The 23,547-nt window shown below is 54.0% G+C and carries 11 protein-coding genes and 1 pseudogene; 9 read left to right on the top strand and 3 right to left on the bottom strand.

All coding sequences use genetic code 11. The features are described 5' to 3' along the window. Positions 1-379: 379 nt before the first annotated feature. The 9 genes from Poly41_RS22950 (at position 380) to Poly41_RS22910 (ending at position 20,726) form a co-directional block, all read left to right on the top strand. Positions 380-784, top strand: a complete 405-nt coding sequence (locus tag Poly41_RS22950) for a BlaI/MecI/CopY family transcriptional regulator (protein ID WP_146529284.1) — start codon at positions 380-382, stop codon at positions 782-784. A gap of 9 nt (positions 785-793) precedes the next feature. Then, the gene (locus Poly41_RS22945; RefSeq protein ID WP_146529282.1) at positions 794-4,825 is read left to right on the top strand and encodes a M56 family metallopeptidase; all 4,032 of its coding nucleotides are present in this window, start codon (positions 794-796) and stop codon (positions 4,823-4,825) included. A gap of 699 nt (positions 4,826-5,524) precedes the next feature. After that, complete coding sequence (locus tag Poly41_RS22940; RefSeq protein ID WP_146529280.1) at positions 5,525-5,902, top strand: hypothetical protein; 378 nt, start codon at positions 5,525-5,527, stop codon at positions 5,900-5,902. An 819-nt stretch (positions 5,903-6,721) separates the two neighbouring features. Continuing rightward, positions 6,722-6,949 carry a hypothetical protein gene (locus Poly41_RS22935; RefSeq protein WP_146529278.1) on the top strand — a complete coding sequence of 76 codons (228 nt, stop codon included), beginning with the start codon at positions 6,722-6,724 and terminating at the stop codon, positions 6,947-6,949. A gap of 383 nt (positions 6,950-7,332) precedes the next feature. Next, positions 7,333-7,665 carry a hypothetical protein gene (locus tag Poly41_RS22930; RefSeq protein WP_146529277.1) on the top strand — a complete coding sequence of 111 codons (333 nt, stop codon included), beginning with the start codon at positions 7,333-7,335 and terminating at the stop codon, positions 7,663-7,665. Positions 7,666-8,509: 844 nt separating this feature from the next. After that, complete coding sequence (locus tag Poly41_RS22925; RefSeq protein WP_146529275.1) at positions 8,510-9,076, top strand: ECF-type sigma factor; 567 nt, start codon at positions 8,510-8,512, stop codon at positions 9,074-9,076. Between the two features lie 291 nt (positions 9,077-9,367). Beyond that, positions 9,368-12,646, top strand: coding sequence for a LamG-like jellyroll fold domain-containing protein (locus Poly41_RS22920; RefSeq protein ID WP_146529273.1), 3,279 nt, complete (start codon positions 9,368-9,370; stop codon positions 12,644-12,646). Between the two features lie 279 nt (positions 12,647-12,925). Next, on the top strand, positions 12,926-16,609 hold the full coding sequence (locus Poly41_RS22915; RefSeq protein ID WP_146529271.1) for a serine/threonine-protein kinase: 3,684 nt from the start codon (positions 12,926-12,928) through the stop codon (positions 16,607-16,609). 46 nt (positions 16,610-16,655) lie between these two features. After that, positions 16,656-20,726, top strand: a complete 4,071-nt coding sequence (locus Poly41_RS22910; protein ID WP_146529269.1) for a serine/threonine-protein kinase — start codon at positions 16,656-16,658, stop codon at positions 20,724-20,726. A 1,619-nt stretch (positions 20,727-22,345) separates the two neighbouring features. On the opposite strand, the gene Poly41_RS35025 is transcribed toward Poly41_RS22910, so the two are convergent. From Poly41_RS35025 to Poly41_RS22900, 3 genes and pseudogenes are all read right to left on the bottom strand, one after another. After that, complete coding sequence (locus Poly41_RS35025) at positions 22,346-22,528, bottom strand: hypothetical protein (protein ID WP_231615867.1); 183 nt, start codon at positions 22,526-22,528, stop codon at positions 22,346-22,348. Between the two features lie 45 nt (positions 22,529-22,573). After that, a pseudogene (locus Poly41_RS35760) lies at positions 22,574-22,657 on the bottom strand (hypothetical protein); the annotation flags it as partial. After that, on the bottom strand, positions 22,654-23,454 hold the full coding sequence (locus Poly41_RS22900) for an IS110 family transposase (RefSeq protein ID WP_146529264.1): 801 nt from the start codon (positions 23,452-23,454) through the stop codon (positions 22,654-22,656). The gene Poly41_RS22900 and the pseudogene Poly41_RS35760, both read right to left, overlap by 4 nt. Positions 23,455-23,547 lie beyond the last annotated feature (93 nt).

The raw sequence follows: 23,547 nt of genomic DNA, 5'->3' as shown, positions 1-23,547 counted from the left end.
GAGGCCTTTTCTGTATATGTCATTTCCTGCAAACGACTTGCGGCATTTCTAAGTGCCATTCGTTGCATCGACCGAGGCGAGTTCGGTCGGGGTGAAACTCGCGTCGGTGTCTTCAGAATCCGGGCACCGATGCGCCGAAGCGGCCCTCACCTTAAGTGCTCCGTTTTAACGACCGGGGCAGCGATCCGAAGTCGGCCGCCGGTGCGCGCAAAGCAGTGGCCGAAACTCGCTTCGGTGTTGCGATCCGATATCAGCGGGCGGTAAGTCAGTACCGGCAACAGCTTCTGTTTCCGATTCCTGTGGCAGCTGGGTTGACGACACGTGTCGTTAACCTACAATGACGACACGTGTCGTTAACCTATGAGCAGGACTCAAAAAAATGTCGGACCCAGAAGGAACCCTGACTGCGGCTCAGCATGAGATTCTTCAGGTCATTTGGAACGCTCCGAAAAGCGGAGCGACGGTGACGGAGATTTGGCAGACCATCGGCGCACAGCGAGGGATTGGACGTACAACCGTGCTTAATCAGGTGGACCGCCTTGAGAAGCGTGGCTGGCTGCGACGCGAGAAAACCCCCGATGGGTTTCGCTATATGGCGTCCAAAGACCGCAAGCAGGCCACGCGAGGCCTGGCCGAGGAATTTGTTGACAAGTTCTTCGACGGTTCAGCCAGTGAACTGGTGATGAGTCTGCTTGGCTCCCGCAAACTCAACGCGGAAGAAATTGCGAAGTTGCGGCAGCTACTTGAATCTCGACCAGGAACCCGTAGTCCAAAAAAACAATAGGAGTCGACAATGCAGTTCTTGTTACTTTCACCTGGCTCGGGGGTGCTCGTTCTGAATCTGGTTGCAGCATCGCTGGTAATCAGCGTTGTCGCACTGGCGGCAGCCCGCATGATTCGACATGCCGATTCACTCCGACATGCCGATTCACTCCGACATGCCGATTCACTCCGACATGCCGATTCACTCCGGCACGGCATTCTGTGTGTTGCGTTACTTATGATGGGGTTTAGCCCGCTTTCAATTGCGGCCATGAACAGCCTGGGCATGGGCTTCATGCTGATTTCACCGGCTACGCAGAGTCTCACTAAGGCCAGTGAAGTCGTTTCACGAACCGCAGAAGATTCCGGGAGCATTCAGCCGCAGGGCTTGGGGGCCGTCGAGGAAGTGCCGTTATCGACGGAGATTTCGTCGAGTCTGCAGAACCCGGGCGTGTCACCGGAGCGCGATTTTGAATCACAGAGTCGATCGCCAAAAATAGAAGACGCTGGCTTGAAGAGTGCTGCCGGACCGGAGAATCATGATTTGCCCGGCGGCGTGCTCGCCATCAGCGTATCTGCGTTCGCCATGGTTTGGATAATCGTTTCTATAGGCTTGATATTCCGGCTTGTTCGCAGCCTTCTGGTTTTGCGTCGGCTGAAACACTCCATCTGCACGTCGACTAGTCCGCGTTTAAGCGACGCCGCAAAACGGATTCAGAGTGAATGGAAGGTATCTGCGTCCGTCGTCGAATCCACCCTTGCTCCGGCACCGCTGACGATGGGATTTTTTCGGCCGGTCATCTTAATTCCCGAGGGGTTAGTTGCGTGGCTTGACAACGAAGAACTCGACTGTGTTCTGTCCCACGAAGCTGCTCACGTTGTCCGGCATGACACGGCAATGGCATTGCTGCAGCATCTAGCCGCCGTTGCCTTCTGGTGGAATCCAATGCTGCGTGTGACCAATAGGCTCATCAACAATCTTCGAGAACAACTCTGCGATGCTTATGTCGTACATCGACGAGGCGATGGACTGACTCTCGCTCGTTCACTGGTTCTGGTTGCCGAGTGGTCGTCCAATCGGTGGAGCCAACTTCCACTCGTTGCAACGCTGCTCGAAGAGAAAGGCCTTGAACATCGTGTTTCGATACTGACCTCGGCTGGACCACCAGCAACAATCACGATGAATCGCAGGTCGCGAACTTTGCTCGCGGCTTTTGTGTTCGTTTTGGGAGGTACATCACTGGTTCCGCTGATGCGATACGAAGCCTTGGCGTCTTCGACTGACTCGCCCACGCAAGCGCAAGCACCAGAGGAGACCAGCGTTGATCCTGCGAATGCCGATGAAACAGCGATTGGTAATCCCGTCCAAGAGGCCGTCAACGCCGACGCCCCAAACGCAGATCAGACAACATTGGGATGGCCCGAAGGTACAACGGTTTCCGGTCGCGTTGTCGACCATCGTGGCATTGCTGTTGAGAACGCCGAAGTTTTGTTGTTGGGGCAGGAGCGGATTATTGTTGACGCTGACAGGAAGACCTGGTTTAACCTCGAACGCAACAGCCGAAAACCCCCATCCACTCGGACGAATTCCAATGGCGAATTCAGGATTGCAAGAGAACATGGCGAGGCGGATCGCATTGCCGTGATTGCCGAAGATCCGATTTTCTGGGTGGTTCCTCGCAACGGCCTGAAGCAAGCGGACAAAATAGAGTTAAAGCTGCCTGCAGTAGGTACGCTGGCTGTGCATTGCGATCTGCCCAACAAGCCGTCCGAGTTACCTGTGATGATTGAATCAACGTCTTTTGACGGCGTCACCTGGATGAGTGACCGGTTGAGATTTCACACGTCGAATTATTCGCTGGTCAATCCGGGAGAAAGGGTCTTTGAGCACTTGCCTCCCGGACACTATGCCGTCCAGCTCTATAACGAGTCGAAGACCGGCAATTCAAGATTGTTGACGGATATGGATCGACAGTTGGTTGAGGTCACAGCAGAGAAACAGTCCGCCCTTCGATTTGATCGGAACGTTGGGCGACCGCTTTCCGGCCGGATCCTTGGATTGGAAAACGTCGAATTGAAGTATGCGAGGCTGACAATTCGTCATGCAGGGCCTGAAGAAGTCCTCGATGAAAGCGGTCGCCGCGGCAGAAGATACGTCGCCTTCGACGTCCTTTCAATTGATCCTGACGGGCATTTCACGACCGATCCTATACCACCTGGTGAATACCGTGCCAGCCTGTTCGCAGTTCGTGCGTCCACTCCCAAACTATCGACTCAGTCAGCGGACTTTTCCGGGCACACGTCGTTTATCGTACCGGAGCAGAGCGAAATGCCTAAGGTCGAAATTGTCGCCAAAGAAAGTGCTCGGCGCGATCTCTCAAAGGTGACCGATCTTCGCATTCGCGCCGAAGACGAAGACGGCAAACCAATTTCGAAACTTCAGGCAATGATCCATACGGCGACGGCAGGCTACAGCCCCTGGGTTGACGGCGATGAAGGGATCGTATTCTTGGGCGGACCTTCGCAGTACCGCGCGCAGATTGTTGACGTGTTGGTTCGAGCAGATGGATTTGCGTCCGCCTTGACGCGATTCGAAGGCGAACAACGCAATAAACTAAGCAGGGACGAAGCAACGATCACGCTCCATCGCGGGACTCCGGTTCAACTACAATTCCAACTGCCCCCGGGAATGACATGGCCGAAAGAGACGTTACCCGAAACGTACTTTGACAATATGCAGGAACGCGTGCGGACCATGCGACAGTCTGTCAATCGCCGCTCTGGTTCTCACCCGGACTTCAACATCCTGAACCTGCGCGATATCGGCGACGGTAGGTTTGAATTCCGCCTCGCCGAGAAAACGCCGCTGTTTCATGCGGCTATCCACGCACCCGGCTTTCTGCAGTTCTTTGAGGCAGGCTCGTTTACATTGGCCGATGTGAAAAACGACCGCATCAAGGTCGAAGTTCCGAAGCCTGCATCGATGGAGGTGATTTTCGAGCCTGGCGAACATGCGATTACGAACGCCCCTTTCAAGACGGCTTCCATCAGCCTGATGCGGCAGCTTCGGGAAGACTCCTACTTGACTGTTGCTAATTCTGCGTTTGACACATTGGAACCGAAGCTTGCAGTGACTGACCTGGCTCCCGGCAACTATCTCGTTGACCTTCGCACGCAGCCGAATGACGAACGCAAGTCGCTTCCCGATTCCATGATCAATCCCGGGACTTACTTCGACCGCAAGCAGGTTGCACTCTCAGCAGGCCAAAGCGAGCGAATCGATTTTCGCTCAGTGCCCTATCAGCCTAATGCCTTTCGTGGTTCTCGGACCGCTGTTCTGCGAATCAAAACACCTGATAGGAAGCCGGCGAAAGACCGTAACATACAAGTCAATTTCTTCGACGGACATTATGGTTCTCAGGTTGTCTTCGAAGGCCCGGTGCCAGCTTCGGGTGACATCGTGTTGTCCGGTATCACAGACAAAGTGCCCTCGTTCTCACCGGCAAACCGCGCGTATTCGGTTGCTTGCGAAGGCAAAATGCTGGGATCGTTTGGCTTTGGGAATCAGGATACGACAGAAGAGTTTGAATTCTTCCTGATTCCTACTGACGGAGATCTGGCACCAGACGTGAAGCTGACGAACCTGGCAACCGGCAACGAGATTAATCTGAGCCGTTTTCGCGGTAAGGTTGTTCTCCTTGAGTTCTGGGCGACTTGGTGTGGTCCCTGTCAGGGACCCATGGACAAACTGAATGCTCTGGCGGCAGAACAGAGCACCCACTGGAAGGACCGAGTGGCCATCATACCCATCAGCATTGACGGCAACCGGGATCGAGTTCACTCACATGTTCAAAGACGTGGTTGGACAAGCCTGGATCACTTCTGGACCGGCACTAATGAGCGGAAGGATTTTGAAGCCACCGCAGCTCGAGAATTCGTGCTCTCCGGCGTGCCGGAAGCCATCCTCATCGGTCCCGACGGCCGAATTCGCTGGCGCGGTCATCCCCTCGAAGAATTCTCCGGCAGGAACCTCGAATCACTGATAAACGACGCACTACGGTGAATCCGAGGTGAATTTGCTTCAATCCGCTTCGGTGGCCGACGCCGGATGCTGCTCCGGTTTCATCGACCGGTAGCTCGAACTTGACAATCCGAAGTCGGCCACCGGGTGGCGCAAGCAGCAGGCCGAAAACCGCTTCGGTGTCACGCACCTCCTGCAGTTCGGGGATCGCCTAAAATGCTGAGGATGGTCCAACCGACTGTCAGTTGTGAGTTTGCTCGCGTCAGTACTTTAGGGCACATCGCACGCCGTTAGTCTTGGCCCTCACCTCGGCGATTGAATGCGGTTTGCTACAGAGTTTGTTGACCCGGCGGTTCGGAGCTTTTGCTCTGTTCAGCGTCACAATAGGGCTGAAGGGAGCTGCCAGAGATGCGGCCCCTGCAATCGCGCTCTTCGTGGGCATCCCGTCAGGAGGCGATGCGTTCTCCTTGCTTGGCTACCACGTCGTTTTCTACATCACGCCCTTGAGCTGGCGAGAACACCATTGGCGAGGACTCTTTGCATTCTCGAACGGATTGTCGCAAGGAGTGCCAATCGGCGGCCTCCCATTTTGCCTCCTCGGGCTCTGTCTCGGCGAAGCACTCGATGAACAATCGCAGCGGCACGACACATCGTCTTAAACAAGATAGTTAAGTTCGTAAGTTCGCCGACGGAGCCAGCGGCGGACACGACGCGCGTCTTTGCATTGATTAAGATGCAGTGATGACCGACAATGGACCTGATGAGACAACTTCCAGCTCAAATGCGCCGACGCCCGACACAGAATCAGCTGCACAATTCTTGCTATCGATTCGATTCGGACTCTTTGTTATCCCGCCAATCGTCTCGTTTGTGTTTGCCTTTTCGATGTCCCTCTATGGTTTCGTAGAAGGCCATCCATACATAATCTACTATTTCGCCTTTGGCGCTCATGCTCTGACCTTAACAGCGATCTGGATCGTCGCGACGGTCGTCAACCGTTGGCACGCATCAATAACTTCGTTTTGGATCGCTGCATCGCTCGCGGCTGTCTACGCTGCGACCGCAGCTATCTGCTGGTTCTTAATCGGACTCCCATACTGGGTTTTGGATATGCCTTGATACTCGCGATGGCGAATCAGTCGTGATTGTGAGTCACGCTTTGCGTCGTTTCATGGATGGATAATTGGCCGTCCCGAATCGGTGACTTTGGCGGGAGAGACACGATGCGGCGACTTGTGACCGGCGGACTGGTTTTCTTCGTCAGAGCGAGCACTGGACATCGCACGACGAAACATCAGATACGGCATGCAAAACTGGCAGCGACGATCTACCTGTGTCTGCAAACAATAGGCATTCGTGACGCCTGCCTTAACGAAGCACACCACGCCGTAAATTCGAATTGTACTAACGAGGCTTGAACAAGGCCGAAGCTGTCCACACAGGAGTGAAGCGTTTACTTGTGCGTGTCACGGCGGTGGCCGAACTTTAAGTCGGGCGGGAACGGGGTTAAGAATTCGCTGGACGGCGTGCACACCCCTTTGGAACCGCTCAGATAGGTAATGACTCGGCCGCTTGCATTGGCGACGAACCAACCGCTGCCGCCAAACGCTCGCTATCGTGGATCGTACCAGGGCTTTGCGAAGAATTGAATTGCCGGGCGACTACTATTTCGCATAATCAAAAATGCATTTCGAATTGGGCCGAGCTCGGTACTTTTCGAATTCGCGCTGAGATCGCACAGATAGTGTCCAGCGATGTCGGATCATGCTCGCGGGCTCTCGATCGCGGAATGCTTGCGTTACCTATGAGTATCAAGTTAGAATTGGGACAACACTCTTGAACCAGACATATCGACGCTTTCCCAAGTTGGTCAAGTCTCTGAATTGACGCAATCACAGTGACCAAAGCACTCAGCCTCCGACAGTCCTGGAGAACGCGATGAAGATTGTCACTTGGGCTGCTGCGGGGCGTTTGCTGGGAACTCCCGCTGGATTCATCGGATTCTATCTCGTTGCCTACACGTTCTTTCCGCCCGAGAACGAAGTCGACAGCATGATGTTGGTGATACCGTTTCTCCTGAGCGCTTGCGTAACCGCAATGATTGGCGGATGGCTTGGAGGCCGCTTGCTCGACCGTTCCGAACCGAATACGTCGAAGCGGCGGTAAATGCAGCGGCAGCACCAGTTGACGAGCAACGGCATTCAGCGAAGACAGAAGACCCAGATGACGTGGTTCGCTTTGCCGCGCTGATCGACGTTTGCGCTCGTACCGTTGATGCGAACCGCACAGCGGGTTGACGATGTAATCGCAAGGACATCGAGCCAGCCATGATCGCCGTTGTCCCTTCTTCTTCGCAAGCCTCGGCGGTTGCATCGCTCTGCGCGTCTTCAACCGAGAGTTTTGATCCAGTTTGCTGCGAGACCTGGACTATCTTGAGAGCAACATGCAGCGACCCGTAGCGTGAGCAACGTTAGGCCTCACAGGAAGCCAGCCTCCGAGGAACCTTCAGCGAGTGGACAATGTTCGCAGCGGCTGCGAAGCTGGTAGTCGTGAATACCAATCCTTACGAAACACCGCAGGCCGAGAAGGATAATGCACGCCCCAACATGCGCCACACCCCACGCAAGTGGGCCGACAGCGGGGCCTGGATCGGTATACTATCCGTGGTGATCGCAATTGCGATTGCGGTCTGGATGGTAAGGAGAGTCCCTGCTTTCCCACCCGCTGCTCTGCTTTTCGTCGGCTTGACAGTCTTTCCCTACTTGATCATCGGCGCGTTTAGTTTTCTTGTCACGAACTGGTCCGCCAAAGCCCTGCTGTTCTTGTCATTGATTGCACTGGTGATCACGACCTGTTGGCAATTCAGCATACGAGATGTATAGGCCGCCATGATTATCGTCTTCCAATTCCCCGCAGCCCTCTTTTCGGGGATCCTCGCCCTGATCGTCAATGCGTTCACAAATTCACGCTGGTGGAACCCTTATCGCGAGTGATTCAGTGAACTCGCTCGGAATGGCCTTCAGTTCCATTCTGGCTATGTCCGCGGCAACATCCGTTTCTTTTGTTTCCAAGGGGTTGGAGTCGGCCATAAACTCACTCGGTCTCAGTCAATGTTCGTGCTGTCGGTTGCATCGGCTTCGTGGAGTTGGCGAAATCGCTTCAGCGCACTCTTCTCAGAATCTCGGACTAGATTGAGAGGAAACTGCAGCGAAGCGGCGCAACTGCCAGAGGTGTTGAGACCGAAGCAGCCGAGCGGATTTGCTTCGAGATAGAACGTGGTCCAACCTCGTTCATTTTGAGAACTCGCGAACTGCGTTCGGTCGAAGTGACCGAAGCAGGCTGGCAACTTGGTCGTGAATGACTCAGGACGGTTCGACCTGTGTCACCAACGGCAGTCGCGTTCGGGCTGAGAACCGACCGTTCCGCGCAGTCAGAATGACGACACTTCCAAAGTGCCCCGAGCAGATTTGCAGGCTGATTTTTTGGCTTAGGTCAAGAACAGACGCGAATGAGCACTGATATGCAGCTGCGGAGATGTCCAAATGCCTGCAGTTCGCGTGCCGATGAAGGCCCTTCGATGGAAAAGACGCTGAGACGACCGCCGCGGCGAAGTACACAGTCGAAAAATCATGCGGCGATTGGGTTCCGCCAAGATGGAAAATCGCGTCAGAGGGATGCTACAATCCGTTGATTCGTGTCCTTTTCCTTTTCGGAAGACAATTCTCTATGTCCGACGTGACCCAAATTCTCTTAAAAATCGAATCTGGCGATCCCTCGGCAGCCGAGAACCTGTTACCGCTGGTCTATGAGGAGCTACGCAGATTGGCTGCGGCGCGGATGGCCCACGAACGGGCGGATCATACGTTGCAGTCGACGGCGCTGGTGCATGAAGCCTATGTGCGGTTGGTTGATCAAAAGCGCCTTCAGAAGTGGGATTCTCGCGGTCACTTTTTCTCTGCCGCTGCTGAGGCGATGCGTCGAATCTTGATCGAATCGGCTCAAAGACGGGGGGCTTTACGCAACGGCGGGGATCTGCGGCGCGTCGAGTTTGACCACAATTTGGAGCAGACCTTAAACGCTCAGCCTGATCTGCTGTTGGATTTGAACGCGGGGATCGAAAGGCTGCAGGCGGAGGAACCTGAGGCGGCCGAGCTTGTGAAACTGCGTTTTTTCGCGGGTCTATCCATCACCGCCGCGGGCGAAGCCTTGGGGATAAGCAAACGCAAAGCGTATGAAACCTGGGAGTTTGCCGAAGCTTGGTTCGCCGTGTGGTTGAAACAAACCGGCGCTTAAATGGTCAACTTTATCTAGACCCGCTGCCATCGATCTCGCGGCTTTTCGTCGCGTTGTGAATCTTCTGCAAAACAGAACGATTCAACGCGGTTTTGCGGGTATTCCGAAACACAGAACGCCTCAACGAGACGCCATTGCTCGACGGAAACGCCGCCAGACACTGCGTCTGTCGTGACTGGCTTGCCCCCCGCTGGCGAGCTCTTGGGAAAAATTATGGCTCGATTTCGCATTGTTATGTGAGGACCATTTTTTAACCCTCAAGAGGCCCCCCGGAAAACAGGAATCAAACCCATGCGTAACCCACTGCGAAACTTGAAAAAAGACCGCCGACGTCAGCAGCTTCGATCCAAGGCGCGTCGTGGTCTGCGCGTGGAGACATTGGAGGCGCGAAGGCTGCTGGCCGTGGTAGCCGCCGATGGATTTGAGACAGCCAATTTTTCGGGGGGCAGCGAGCAATGGGCGGTCGGCAGTTGGGATTCGAGCGGCGATGCGACGATTCGCAGCGACACCTCACCCGCCAGCGGCAGTTACCATGCTCGGCTACGGCGTAGTTCGGGCGATCTGCAGCGAACAGTCGATGTGACAGACTTGTCTGATGTCCGACTCCAGTTTTCCACCAAGCTGATTTCGTTCGAAGGTTCGGACCGAGCGGATGTCATGGTCAGCGGCGATGGCACGAACTGGACGACGATTCAGTCTTTCTTTGATGGTGACGACGACGGCCAATACCACGACTACGACTTGGCAGTTCCAGACGTAGGTAACACGCTACACATTCGCTTCGATGCCGGCATGAGCGGCAGCGGCGACTACTGGTATATCGACAACGTCCAAGTCGAAGGCACGCTTGCGAACACGGAACCCGTTGGACTGATCAGTCACTGGACGGCGGAGAACACCGCTTTGGACGCGGAAGGTAGAAACAATGGCCTGACGGTCAACGGGACTAGTTATGCCGCAGGCCAAGTTGGTCAAGGGTTTCTGTTTGATGGAGTCGATGATGGCATACTGCTTGAGGACTCATCGAGCCTTAAACTGACACGATCACTTACCATTGAAGCGTGGGTGCGCGCTGATTCGTTACCATCACAACATGGCATGATCCTGTTTCGCGGTGATGATCGCGGCGGTGTCGATCCATACCAGTTGTACGTTAATTCCGATGGAACGATACGCTTTGGAATTAGCGACGAAAACGCGGGAGCGGGTCTGAAAACGGATATGCCGCTCGGCGAATTTGTTTATCTCGCCGGTACGCTCGATGATGCGACAGGGGAGATGAGTCTGTACCTCAACGGCGTGCTCATGTCGAAAGGGCAAACCGACGTAAGGCCATTCCGAAACCTCGACCCATCGCAAAACCCTGGTCTGGGAATCGGGAATCACGGCGGAGGCTCAACCTCACCTCACAATTTCCCATTCCATGGTGTAATCGACGAACTGAAAATTCATGATGTTGCGTTAACGAGCACCGAAGTTCTCGCAAACTTCACCACAAACAAAGGTAGCTTGACGCCTAAGCTATCGATCGACGACGTTTCTGTGCAAGAGGGAGAATCGACGCACCCAGTTTTTGACGCATTTGTAGATGTCAACCAAGGCGGTCTGTGGTCTCCGCGCGGAATGGCTTTCGGCCCCGACGGGAATCTATATGTGTCGAGTTCTGACACCGACAGTGTGCTACGCTACGACGGCACGACAGGAACGTTCATAGACGAATTCGTAGCTGCTGGTTCAGGCGGGCTCGACTACCCCAGAGATCTGACTTTCCATGATGGTCATTTGTTTGTCTCTAGTGACCTAACAAATTCGGTCCTGCGTTACGATGGAGCGACCGGCGCGTTCTTGAGCGAGTTCATTACATCCGGCTCGGGTGGACTCGAGAAACCTCGTGGTTTGCTGTTCGGATCGAACAGTGATCTGTATGTAGCCAGCGGGGGCGACGATGACGCGATTCTTCGTTACGATGCCACCACGGGTGCGTTTCTTAACGAGTTTATTTCAAGCGGAGACGGTGGACTGAACAATCCGACTCGCATGGTATTCGGTCCCGACGGCAATTTCTACGTATCGAGTCCTAATGTCGCTAGTAATTCCGTTTTGCGTTACGACACTAGCGGAAATTTCATTGATACTTTTGTCAGTCCGGGGTCGGCCGGGCTGGATGGACCAACGGGTCTTTTGTTTCGCGACGGGCTACTTCTAGTTGCAAGCAATCGAACCAATTCAGTCTTGGCCTTTGCTCAAACATCTGGCGAATTCGTGGGCGAAATAGTTGCGGCTAGTGTTGGTGGTCTAAGAAATCCAAACTCATTGCTGATCGACGCTAACGGAGATCTACTGGTTAGCAGTGTTACTACCAACCAAGTACTGCGATACGGTCAAGCTGTTGGAGTAGCAAAAGCTGCTTTTGTCGTCAGACTTTCATCGCCAAGTCCGGAGTCTATCGTAGTTCAATTTAGTACTACTGACGGCACAGCCACCGAGGGCGACGACTACACCTCCGCTTCAGGCACCGTCGTATTCGATCCCGGCATGACAACAGGTACAGTCGCCGTTTCGGTAATTGATGACTCGGAACTGGAAAGCGATGAGACGTTCATTGTCAGCCTGAGCAATGCGGTCGGAGCAACCATCGCGGATGCTTCCGCAGTCGGAACGATCGTTGATGATGAAGTACCTAATATGCTGCCAGTGGTTGATGCCGGTGCCAATCAAACATTGAGTGACGGCGATGCATCCGGAGTTGAGTTGGTAACGCTAGTCGGTACGGCTTCTGACAGCGACGGCTCGGTCGCTTCCGTTCAATGGACCGAGGGATCCACGGTACTGGGCAATGCAACCACGCTCACAACTTCGCTGACTGTCGGCGTGCATACACTCACCTTCACTGCCATCGATAACGAGGGTGCTTCCAGTAGCGACACTGTCGTGGTAACCGTGAATCCGAATCAAGGTCCGTCCGCGAATGCTGGGTCGAATATCACAGTGTCTGACGCGGACGACAATGGCAGCGAAATGGTAACGCTGACCGGAGCAGGCAGCGACACGGACGGAACGATCGCGAGTTATGAATGGAGCGAAGGCAGCACGGTCCTGGGCACTTCAAGCAGTATCTCTCCCGTGCTCAACGTCGGTTCCCACGTCTTGACGCTGACGGTGACAGACAACGGCGGCGCGACCTCGAGCGATTCCGTTGTCGTCACCGTTGAACAGCCTTCCAACGTGACCGCGCTGTATGTCTACGATATACGCTTCGAGTCTTACAGGAGTGGTAGGTATCACAGAGCCGTATTCGAGATACGTAGTGATTCGAACTCCGATGGACAAGGGAGTTCGGCGGATGCAGTCGCATCAGGCGTTGCGATTACGGTTCAGTTTGACGGTCGAACCTACTCAGGCACAACGGATTCCAATGGTGTTTTTGTCACCAGCTGGAGGAAAAATGTCAGCAGCGGTACCTATGCCGAAGTTGTCGATTTGGCACTGACGGATTTCACCTGGGATCCACTCGCACTGGACCTTGAAGACGATTCTGACGGCGATGGCCTACCGGATGCGACTTTGTAGAGCAAGGGAAGCCATTTTTCAATCCGATGAAAATGCCATAATACAGGCACAACGCGCAAGCGCGCCAGCGAGTGGGTCTACCAGTTCGGCCGCCCGGAGCTCTTGCATGCCTCAAAAAGCTAGGAACCCACTCGCTGGCGCTTCGAGCTTGTAACGAAATGCGCAACATCAAAACGCGCAAGCGAGTGAATTCCTTTTGATTGATTGAGTCACTCGCTTGCCCATCAAGCCTGTTGAACTGAGAAGTGGCTTGCAACCAATGAAAGTGACCATCGAACTATGAATGCAGACGCGTTAGATCCAACGGTAGCTCGAGGTCCGTCACTGAAAGATATTTTTCTAGCTGCACGCGAACTTACCGACGTCAACCAACAGAAGCGGTATCTCGACGAGGTGGTTGGCGACGACCAAGAGCTTCGTCAGCGCGTCGAGCAGATGCTGGCGGCGCAGCAAGGTACCGGAGCTAGCCCATTAGCGGATGTGGCCGAGCAGCTGCGGCTAGCGGAGTGTGAGCTGGATACGCCCGAGAGGATCAACATTTCCGACCATCCCATGCTCGGGCCGTATAAGCTGTTGGAAGAGATCGGCCGCGGCGGAATGGGTGCAGTCTACATGGCTCAACAGACGCATCCGATCAAGCGCAAGGTGGCGTTGAAAGTCATCAAGCCGGGAATGGATACCCGCGAAGTGATCGCGCGTTTCGAAGCCGAGCGACAAGCGCTAGCGATGATGGACCATCCGCACATCGCCAAAGTACTCGATGCCGGCACCACCCCGGAAGGTCGCCCCTACTTCGTGATGGAATTGGTTCGCGGCGTGCCACTAACCGAGTTTTGCAACGCGAAGAAACTTGCGTTGCCAGAGCGTCTGAAGCTGTTCGTTAACATCTGCCAAGCGGTCCAGCATGCGCACCAGAAGGGAATCATTCACCGCGACTTAAAACCGAGCAATTTGCTCGTGACGCTGCACGACGGAGTCCCCGTGGTGAAGGTCATCGACTTCGGTGTCGCCAAGGCTCTAAATCAGGAACTCACCGAGCGTACCCTGTTCACCCAATTTTCGCAGATGATCGGCACGCCGCTGTACATGGCACCGGAGCAAGCGGAGATGAGCGGCCTCGATATCGACACCCGTTCAGACATCTATTCTCTCGGTGTGGTGTTGTACGAACTACTAACCGGAACAACACCCTTCGACCGAAATTCCCTCTCGCAACTCTGCGTTGGTGGCGTTCGCAAGCTGATCAAGGAACATGTGCCACAGCGTCCCAGTGTTCGAATTAGTACGCTAAGGGCGAAGGATCAATCGACCATTGAAGATCGACGCCGTCTCGTCACTGAAGAAACTGCTACGAAATTCAGGCAGGAGCTCGACTGGATCGCTATGAAGGCGATGGAGAAAGACAGAGAGCGGAGGTACGAATCCGCAAATGCACTCGCCGCAGACATCGAGCGATATCTTAATGATGAACCAGTCCAAGCCTGCCCACCATCGATGGTCTATCTACTCCAGAAGTTTGCTAAACGAAACAAAGGGCTGCTGACCGCCGCGGCTTTGTTACTCACCATACTGACGACGTCCACGATCGTGAGCTTAGTATTTGCCGTTCAAGCCAGCAAGGCCCAAGCCGCGGCCAATAAATCTGCTGCCGATGCCAAGGGTGCACAACAGGTCGCCGAAACGCGAAAAGAGTATGCAGAGAAGGCGCAGCAGCAAGCCGTGGCGGCAAAAGAGATATCGGAAACTAACCTTGCCGCCGCGCTCAATGCCGTTGATAAACTGCTCGAACACGCATCCAACCCTGAGCTGCTGGAAATTCCCAAATTACAGCCAATTTTAAAGGACATCGTAGCCGACTCATTGGAGTTCTACGACAAATTCGAGGTTTCAAAAGCAGACGCTCACGAGGTCCGCTTCAAGGCGGCAATGACCCGTATGCGGCTGGCAAATATGACATCGCAATTCGGCGACGTTATGGCGGGTTTGGCTTTGTACGAGAACGCGATTGCTGAATTGGACAAACTCGCAAGGGAAGTTCCAGACGACAATCGCTACGGAGCAAACTTAGCCATCGCGGTCGAGGCGGCGGGTTGGATCAAGCAATATCACGTGGGCCTTCCCGCGGAAGCACAAAAAGCGTTCGAGCGGGCCCTTGAAATTGATAAGGAACTGACAGAATTATTTCCGCCGTCCGCCTACACTTCGAATCGCCCGCAATTCTTGATGGATCTTGCAGTAGTACACAAAACTCAAGGCCATCTCGAAAAGCATCGCGCGCTCGTTTTTGAAGTGTTCGAATTGACCGGCGAATCGACCCCGCAACTCGCGGCGCTTTTGGAAGATGAAGATGCAGAACGAGCGGCGCAGCTATGGTTGGATTACCTAGAAATGATTCGACCCGAGATTGAAAACAGCCGACGAAGCAAGAAGCATTATGTTCGTTATCTGTTGCAGGCTGTTCCATTTTTCCGCAGATGGGATATCGAAAAAGCAAATGAGATGACATCCGAAGCGTTTCAAATTGCCAAGCAGATCATCACTGATTTTCCCGATGAATCAGAACCTAGGCATCTATTCAGTCTAGCCTGTCTCGCGAAATTCGAGATGACAAGTCTTAATGATCCTGGCCTGGCGAATCAGCAACTGATCACTGAAATGCGGCAATTCCCCCCGGCGTGCGTCAAAATTCTGCACGAGCGTTATGCCGAATTTATTGTTGGAAATGCAGAACCGGACGCCGCGCTATCAGGGATGATTAAGCAATTTCCTACGGTCAATGCGTATTACAGATACCGCGGTATTATCAAACGCGATCGAGGTGAATACGACGATGCACTGGCAGATTTCAATACAGCAATTAATCTCATTTCGGAGGACGGCCAGGAGGATACTTTTTACGACTTGGGTACTTATGTCAGTCGCGGCCTCGTGTTTTTCAATCTGAAAGAATACGAGAAAGCATTGGCAGACTATGACTTTGCGATTGAGAAAATGCCCATTCAAGTGCACTGGAATAAACGTCGGTCGTTCGTGCATTTTCTAATGGAGAACTACGATCAAGCCCTAGCAGACATTGAAAGATCACTGGAAGTCTCGCCAGACGATAGCAGCGCTTTAACCAGGATTCCCACCACGCAGCTTTTACAATGTACCGATCGGACATTCCGTGACGGTTTAATAAGACTAGCCAGTAAATCTCTAGCGTCTCGGGATCGAGCAGATGTCCGAATGGTCCGAGCGAGCCTGCGGGCGGCAAACGGTGATTATGCAGGGGCATTGTTGGATTATGACAGGGTATTGGAATTAGACCCAAACGATTATGAGTGCCGGACTTGGCGAGTTAAGTTCTTTGGGGAGCGTGAACGCTGGGATGATTTGAAAGCTGAATTGCAAGTCACGAGAGAAATTAAACCCAACGAACGATACTACATCTACCTATCAGCACTCGTTGCCATTCACTCCAACGATATGCCCAATTATCGAAAGCACTGCCAAAAGTTACTGAATGTGTTTGCTGATTCAAACATCTCTATGGAGACTTATTTTACTGCCTGGACGTGCTCGCTCGCCCCCGAGTCTCTTGACGACTATTCCACCGCGATCAAATTGGCTCGGCAATCCGTTGATACAGAGCATGACAAGCAACAGTATCTTGTGGGCCTAGGTGCAATTCTCATGCGGGCCGGTGAATTCACTGAGGCCAAAAAGCACCTTGACGACGCATTGGAAGCAACCGAGGACTCGGATACCAACTCCAGCAATGCTCGCTACTTCTTAGCAATGACCGAGTTCCAGCTTGGCAACTTGGACGCCGCCCAAGAGCAACTGACTTTGGCTAATGAATCCGCTCTGCAAGAACTTGCCGCTACTCCGGCCTGGAACCGCAAGCTGACTTTAAACCTACTCCGTAGCGAAGCAGAAACCCTGCTCAAGTCGCCCTCCCAAAGTGACATCCCCAAATAGCAGCTAGCAAGTGCAAAACCCTGCGGAGTCATTGCAGTAAATCTGTATGGCCATTACCACGACCTTATGCGAGAGCCGTCGGCGGATGCGAAACGATCAAGAGAATGCAACTCGGAGCTATCCGTTCAATAGTGTTCAGGCCGTGTGCCAGACCTTCACGATGGATTGGCAGTCGGACTCGCATCAATCACTCAGCGGCTATCTTGAGAAGGTCAACGAAGCCACGCGGTCAACGCTGCTGAGAAACCTTCTGCAGATTGATATCGAGCGTCGTCGCGGCGAAGGCCATCAACCGCAAGCTGCCGACTACATCGCGACGCTCCCTAGCCAGGAGGCGTTGATCCGCCAGGAGTTCGCAGAATCAACACTCTGGCTCGGCTCCTCGCGATCTCATCCCAATGATGACACGGAGGCTTTCGCAGCGAGCGTTTACGAACCACCATCCGCGCGGCGACTGGGTGATTACCACCTCGTACGCGAGCTAGGGCAGGGGGGAATGGGCGTGGTGTTTGAAGCGGTTCACGCGGTACGTCACGACCATACGGCTCTTAAGATGCTGCCCAAAGTGGATGGCGAGCGACTGCATCACTTCAAGAACGAATTCCGATCTCTGGCCAATATCAATCATCCCAATCTACTTGGACTGCATTCGCTGGAATCCGACGGAGAACAATGGTTCTTCACCATGGATCTTTTCCATGGAACCGACTTTATCGATTTCGTGCGCCCGAACGGAAAGTTGGATGAGGCGCGGCTAAGATTAGCCTTGGGGCAATTGGTCACTGGCATCATGGCCTTGCATGCCAACTACATTATCCACCGCGACCTCAAGCCATCGAACGTGATGGTCAGCCAGGACGGCCATCTGGTTCTGCTTGACTTTGGCTTGGTGTTGCACTTCAACGAGGATGACCAATCCGCGGAGAGCTTGCAAATTGCGGGAACTCCCGCCTATATGTCCCCCGAACAGGCTCGAGGTGAGTCCGTTCGACCGTCCTGTGACTGGTATGCACTAGGCGTCATGCTGTACGAAGCTCTGACAGGGCATCTGCCGTTTCGCCGCAACACGCTGCGAGTCATGCATGACAAGCAAACTCAGGACGCGCCCGCCATTCCGGATTCCGATAATTTGCCGACCGATTTATGCAATCTCTGCATGGCCTTGCTTGCGCGTCATGGTGACGATCGCCCAGACGCGATGGAAATTGCCCGAGTCGTTTCGACCCAGACCGCTATGGCCAAGTCGTCCACATCGACCGCTGGTGATCGAATCATTGGCCGGGACCAGCAACTGCAAGACTTGAATCGCGCGCTGGAGACGCTGAACGAGACGCAGAGTCCGGTCGTCGTATTCGTCAGCGGTCGTTCCGGTGAAGGCAAGACAACGTTGTCCAATGCATTCTTGAATCCGCTCTTCAACGATCCCGCTTATGCGGTGATGGCTGGTCGCTGCTACGATCGCGAATCGGTGCCATTCAAGGCGCTCGACAGCACCATCGATGCCATGTGTGGCTACCTGCATTCACTCCCGCCAGAGGAAGTTGCGGCCTTTCTTCCACCTGACATGGCGTTCCTCAAACGTCTATTTCCCATTTTCCAGCGTTTGGATGCAGTCAGCACCGGACCATCGATCCGTATGGATGATTTGGAAGAACGAGAGGTACGCAGGCGTGCCACCGCAGCGCTTCGTCAACTCTTCTGCCGAATCAGCAGTCGCAAGCCCGTCATTCTGTTCACAGATGATTTGCAATGGGGCGATTCGGACAGTGCCGAAATTTTACTTCAGGTGCTCAAGCCACCCGCAGCACCCCGAATATTGTTCCTGGGAACGTATCGTTCGGACGAAGCAGATGACAGTCCATTCCTCAGAGCATGGGGCGAGTTCGGCAAAGCCCGTGACATCAACATCGAGCCACGCAATATCGCGGTGAGCCCCTTTACCGTGGAGGAATGCACGCAACTCGTTATCGATCTACTGCATCAGGATACGGAACGCATTCGACAGCGGTCTGCAGAAATCCATCAAGAAACTGGAGGCAATCCTTTCTTCCTGACCGAGTTGATTGGCTGCTTCGACCCACACGCCGACTCGTTTCGACCGCAACCGATCCAAGATGTAATCGCCGACCGTTTGAATCGTTTACCCGCAGAATCAACGCGACTGTTGAACGTCATTTCCGTATCCGGACGTGCGCTCGACATGGAAGAGGCTTCAAGTGTGGCGGGGCACGATGTGATGCCTGTATCTACGCTGATGCGAATGCGAAGTGAACGGTTAATCCGGTTTCTCGGCCCGGAAACCGCGAGAAGTGTCGACACGTACCACGATTGCATCCGCGAGACGTTGTTGGCGGAGATGGAAGAGTCGACCAAACAGACGTTGCACCGCGACTTGGCTTGCTTCATTGAAAGTGCCAGCGGCGGTTTGAGTCCAAGTCAGCTTGAACAGTTCGAAGAGGGAATACTTGATACCCAAGCTGCAATCACTTCCCATCGAGTGTTCGACTTGTCTTTTCACTTTGACGCTGCAGGTGATAAACGCAACGGATGTGCATACGCCTTTTTGGCGGCCGAACAAGCAAGGCGACAATTCGCGTTGGATGTCGCCGCTACGCAATATGCATTAGCGTTGGAGAACGGAGAATATTTAAAAAGTGCCGCTGTCCGTCGAATTCAGTTCAGCCTCGGCGAAATCTCCACCCTCTTAGCTAATTACCCCGATGCTGACGCAGCGCTCACCGAAGCACACCGACTCGCGGAGGATCCGCTCGACCAATATGAAATTGAACTGCTGCAGGGAAGACTGTTGATTGCGGATTGTCATTATGGTGCGAGCGCCGAGCGTTATACGAAGACGCTAAGGAGCCTCAATGTTCGGGTTCCCAGAACGAAACTGGGGCTTGTCTTCGGCATTATGAAGTCCGCTGCGGTCCAGGCCCTACATACGCTCGCTCGATACCCGCGACGTACAAGCAGAACGGCGACAAGGCGTGAATTGCTCATCATTCAATTGCTCGATGGACTGATCATGTCGGTTTGGTTTCGAAGCACACCAACACTCTTCTGGTGCCATTTGATCAGCATGAACCGAGCCGAGGCTTTGGGACGATCCGAAGCGGTTCACGATTCCTATTCCTATCACTCGGCCTTTCTTGCACCTATTGGATTGCAAAAAAGAGGTTTTCGCTACGCGGACCGAGCATTGGAGGCAGTGGAGGAGGGTGATCTTTCAAGCTTGCTCATGAACCATTTCGCTCGGGGTGTCGGTCTCTATTGCGTCGCTCGTTTTGAAGAATGCCAACAAATACACACCGCCGGTTTACAGCTGATCGAGCGGACGGGCGACATGTTCAAAGCTATGATCATGCGGCTCCACATCGCACTCTCCGACTACCGACTTGGGAATTTGGAACCAGCACTCGAAACGACTTTGGACGCTTTTCATGCGAGCGTTCGTCTCGGCGACTTTAACACGGCGCATGATTTCATCAACGTGACCGCTATGGTCACTCGCGGAGCGTTTCGATTCGAAGAAATGAAAGCGGCCCTGGTTGCCATTCCCGATAATTACCAGGCGACGAATCAAGGACTCCAAGCAGAAGCACGTTGGCATCTCTATCACGGCCGGACTCGCGAGGGTGTAGAATTCGCTCAGCAAGGTTTCGATCTTGCCAAGAAACACCTAGTGATCAATCACATCTCAATGCCCAACTTCCCCCTGTTGCTCGAAGCACTACGTCTGCACGCGGAGACAGTCAGAGCCGACGACCGTGCGGAAGCTGATCGACTGATCAAGCGGGGTTATAAACTCGCTCGGTGGGGCGTGCGGATCACGGAGAAGTTTCCGGACTACCCGAACACGCTGCGAGAAATGGGACATTACTACGCGATGCGAGGGAAGATGAAAAAGGCACTCAAGGTGACCGAGAAGAGCTGTCGGATAGCCGAGCGGCAGCAGGCGCGACTCGAACTGGCACTGTCAGAATCTGCATGTTCCCAGTACAGGTACAAACTAGGAATCAGCGGCTCCGCTGAAGTCGAGCGAGCTCAGGAAGCGGTCGCGACTTTCTCACGAACGGTCGATCAAATCCGTCAAAAATATCCATTACTTTCCTGACAGGTTGACCTGATTTCCGGTTGCAATCCGCGGCTCGTTCCAATTGTTCTCAACAAAAGATCGTTGAACAAAAATGCAACTTCGCTAATCCCAACGGCGTCTGAGCGTCGTTCGACAAGAAATGTTTTTCTAACTGCACGCGAGATAACCGATGGCGAACAGCTTGAGCAGTGTCATGACGCAGTGGTCGAGGACGAAGGCCTACGACAGCGCGTCGAGCATTTGTTGGCGGCGCAGAAAAGCGCGGGAGCTAGCCCACTTACAGATGTGACTGTGCAACTCCGTCTATGTAGCGCAATCCAACTGCGAACGAGAGACCGGATCGGCAGCAGTGACTTTGGGCAAGCATGTTGTTATTAAGGCTGCTTGCGAGTGGCTGACTTATAGCCTCTACGTTGAGACGAGAAGGCTCTTTGGCACCAATTCCAAGAAGTGAGGGTAGTTTCTCGCACCTTGTGCTGAAAGCTAATCTGAATCGTGATGGAGGTTGCATCTTCCGACCGCAAATGGGAGACCATCAACTTGCATCTGTGGATGTGACTGAGAGCCGACCGAGGCAAACCAGGACTTTCATTACGGCGCACCAAGGAATCCACCGGCGCGTGTAGTCAAATTGATACAACCGCAACTTCACCAGCGCGCACAGGAGGGCGTGTCCTGAGCGTGCAACCAAGCGGCTCCGAATCGCTCCGGTCCGATACACGTCCGACACACCGACGCGAGTTCGAGCGTTCCCAAACTCGCCTCGGTTGCATCGCCCTGCGCGAGTTAGGAAATCGCTGCGGCGCACACTTCTCAAAATCTCGGACCAAATTGAGAGGAAACTGCGCCGAAACTCCGAATCTGCTTCGGTCGCGCGACCGAAGCAGCGAAGCGGAATCTCTTCGGGCTAGCGGTTGGTCCATCTCTGAAAGAGGCTGAAGTGTCAAGCAGGTTTTTCCTGGTTTTTGATGTGGTTAGCGCATTCGTTTAGCGGTCACGGCCCAAGCTGTGATGATGTTCGGTTGATCAAGCTCGTCCTGCGCGGTGGATTGATTACGGTTCTTTCTCGAGTTCGTTGCAACGTTCTTTTGATGTTCCGATTGCACCCAACACATCTCTTCGTGGATCCTGCTCCTGCATCGGAGGAGTCACCCGACCGTTTCGGCCGGCACGTAATTATTCGTTATGCGACCGCCCTGCGGGACATGGCTCGTCTCAATCAACCGAACGTCATAGGACGTTGGCAGGCCAATGCCTCGATCTACGGACCAACTCAGACTGAGCCAAGCCCACAGGAGTCGCTGCATCGCAGCGACTAATACAACCGTCTCTTCGCAGTTTGCTTTACTTCAACTTCTGTCCTCTACTGACGTGGATCCGTTTGTTTCCTCCAATAGGGAGGCTTTGTTCCCTGGAGCTATTCTCGTCGCCGTCGCCGTGGTCGCTTCGCCGATAACCGCAGTCCCCCCACAAGTCGGTGGGCCACGTGCGGTGACCACGGGTCTCGATTGACCAGGCCCACGACTTTGGTGGGGACCAAGGTGGCGAGCGATCCACGGCAGAGGCTGCCGAAGCGAAAGGGAACACCCTGGCACTATTCTTTGAGCCCGAGTCGGCGGGAGCGATGGCATTGAGGTTCATGCGGCGTGACTCTTTGTGTCCGCGGAATTGGACCGCAATCGAGTTGGTGGGCCGCCAATGCAGTACGCTTCCTCGTGAGTCAACATGTGCCAGAAGATGGTCGTGATCCGACGCATCACCGCCACGCGAGCGATCTTCGAACCTCGCCGCAGCTTGATTCTCCGGTACCATTGGCGCATCTTCGGATCCTGCTTTAAGAAGTGCAGCACCAACTGCCCCAGGATAGACCGCGCAATCTTACTGCCTTGTTTGGTTATCGAACCGAGTCGGTCCTGGGCGTTCCCAGAGTTGTGGCAACCTGGAGTCAGCCCAAAATAGTTCGCGAGACTTCGCGGGCTGGGAACCTTTCGATGGGTCCAATACGACTGGCCAGTGTTAGACCGCTGTAGTGGCTCACACCGGGGGCGGTCATCAGAATTTGTGTCGCGCTGAGAGTCTTGCCTGGCTCGACCTGACGCGCTCGCTCGACGATCTGTTCATCGACTTGAACAATTTGCTCATCCCATGTTTTCCATTCCTCCAGCAACATGTTCATCTCCAGCCGATCGATCTGGGGCAGCTTGACCTTCTCCAGCCAGCGGCGACCGGCTTGGGTTTGAAAGGTCTTGGTCGGATAGTTCCAGATCAGATTGTGGCGATTGATGATCCGATGGATCTTGTTCAAGGTTCGAGTACGGCGTTGTCCCAAAGTCTTCCGTAGAGACGTGAGCTGACGGTCTTCGCGTTCCTTTTGGGACACCATGTAGACACGCCGCAAACCATGAACGGTTTGACCCTCGGCCAACCGCTCACGATTGAGCCATAGCAGATCGGCCAATTTTTGAGCGTCACGTCGATCGGTTTTCCTTTTACCAGGCTTCTCAGGGTGAATGAGCACGATTTCTTGACAGTTCCATTTTCGCAGGTATTCGATCAGCCAATCATTGAAACCACAGACTTCGAGGATCGCCATGAACTGGCTGTCCATCTCGGTGAGCTGCTGAAAGAACGCCTGGATCTTTTCGGGACGGGTACTGACTTGCCGGCGTAACACCGTGTCCCCCCCTTCGTTGCGGACACAGACAGTGATTTGCTTTGCGTGTTGATCGATGGCGAGGTACAACATTGACGGGTTCTCCTGGGAGTGACTATTGGCGAGCCAACACGGCTACACCGTGAATGATCACCAGGAGAACCTACTTTTTGGGAACCGTCGCCT

It is taken from the genome of Novipirellula artificiosorum (assembly GCF_007860135.1).
Taxonomy (GTDB): domain Bacteria; phylum Planctomycetota; class Planctomycetia; order Pirellulales; family Pirellulaceae; genus Novipirellula_A; species Novipirellula_A artificiosorum.
This window is presented reverse-complemented; position numbering and strand designations above follow the sequence as displayed.

What these genes read in the sequence shown, in the direction of transcription:
- Poly41_RS22915 (WP_146529271.1), top strand. Translation starts at nt 12,926, where the DNA reads ATGAATGCAGACGCGTTAGATCCAACGGTAGCTCGAGGTCCGTCACTG.
- Poly41_RS22950 (WP_146529284.1), top strand. Translation starts at nt 380, where the DNA reads ATGTCGGACCCAGAAGGAACCCTGACTGCGGCTCAGCATGAGATTCTT.
- Poly41_RS22925 (WP_146529275.1), top strand. Translation starts at nt 8,510, where the DNA reads ATGTCCGACGTGACCCAAATTCTCTTAAAAATCGAATCTGGCGATCCC.
- Poly41_RS22920 (WP_146529273.1), top strand. Translation starts at nt 9,368, where the DNA reads ATGCGTAACCCACTGCGAAACTTGAAAAAAGACCGCCGACGTCAGCAG.
- Poly41_RS22910 (WP_146529269.1), top strand. Translation starts at nt 16,656, where the DNA reads ATGGCCATTACCACGACCTTATGCGAGAGCCGTCGGCGGATGCGAAAC.
- Poly41_RS22935 (WP_146529278.1), top strand. Translation starts at nt 6,722, where the DNA reads ATGAAGATTGTCACTTGGGCTGCTGCGGGGCGTTTGCTGGGAACTCCC.
- Poly41_RS22940 (WP_146529280.1), top strand. Translation starts at nt 5,525, where the DNA reads ATGACCGACAATGGACCTGATGAGACAACTTCCAGCTCAAATGCGCCG.
- Poly41_RS35025 (WP_231615867.1), bottom strand. Translation starts at nt 22,528, where the DNA reads ATGCGCCAATGGTACCGGAGAATCAAGCTGCGGCGAGGTTCGAAGATC.
- Poly41_RS22945 (WP_146529282.1), top strand. Translation starts at nt 794, where the DNA reads ATGCAGTTCTTGTTACTTTCACCTGGCTCGGGGGTGCTCGTTCTGAAT.
- Poly41_RS22900 (WP_146529264.1), bottom strand. Translation starts at nt 23,454, where the DNA reads ATGTTGTACCTCGCCATCGATCAACACGCAAAGCAAATCACTGTCTGT.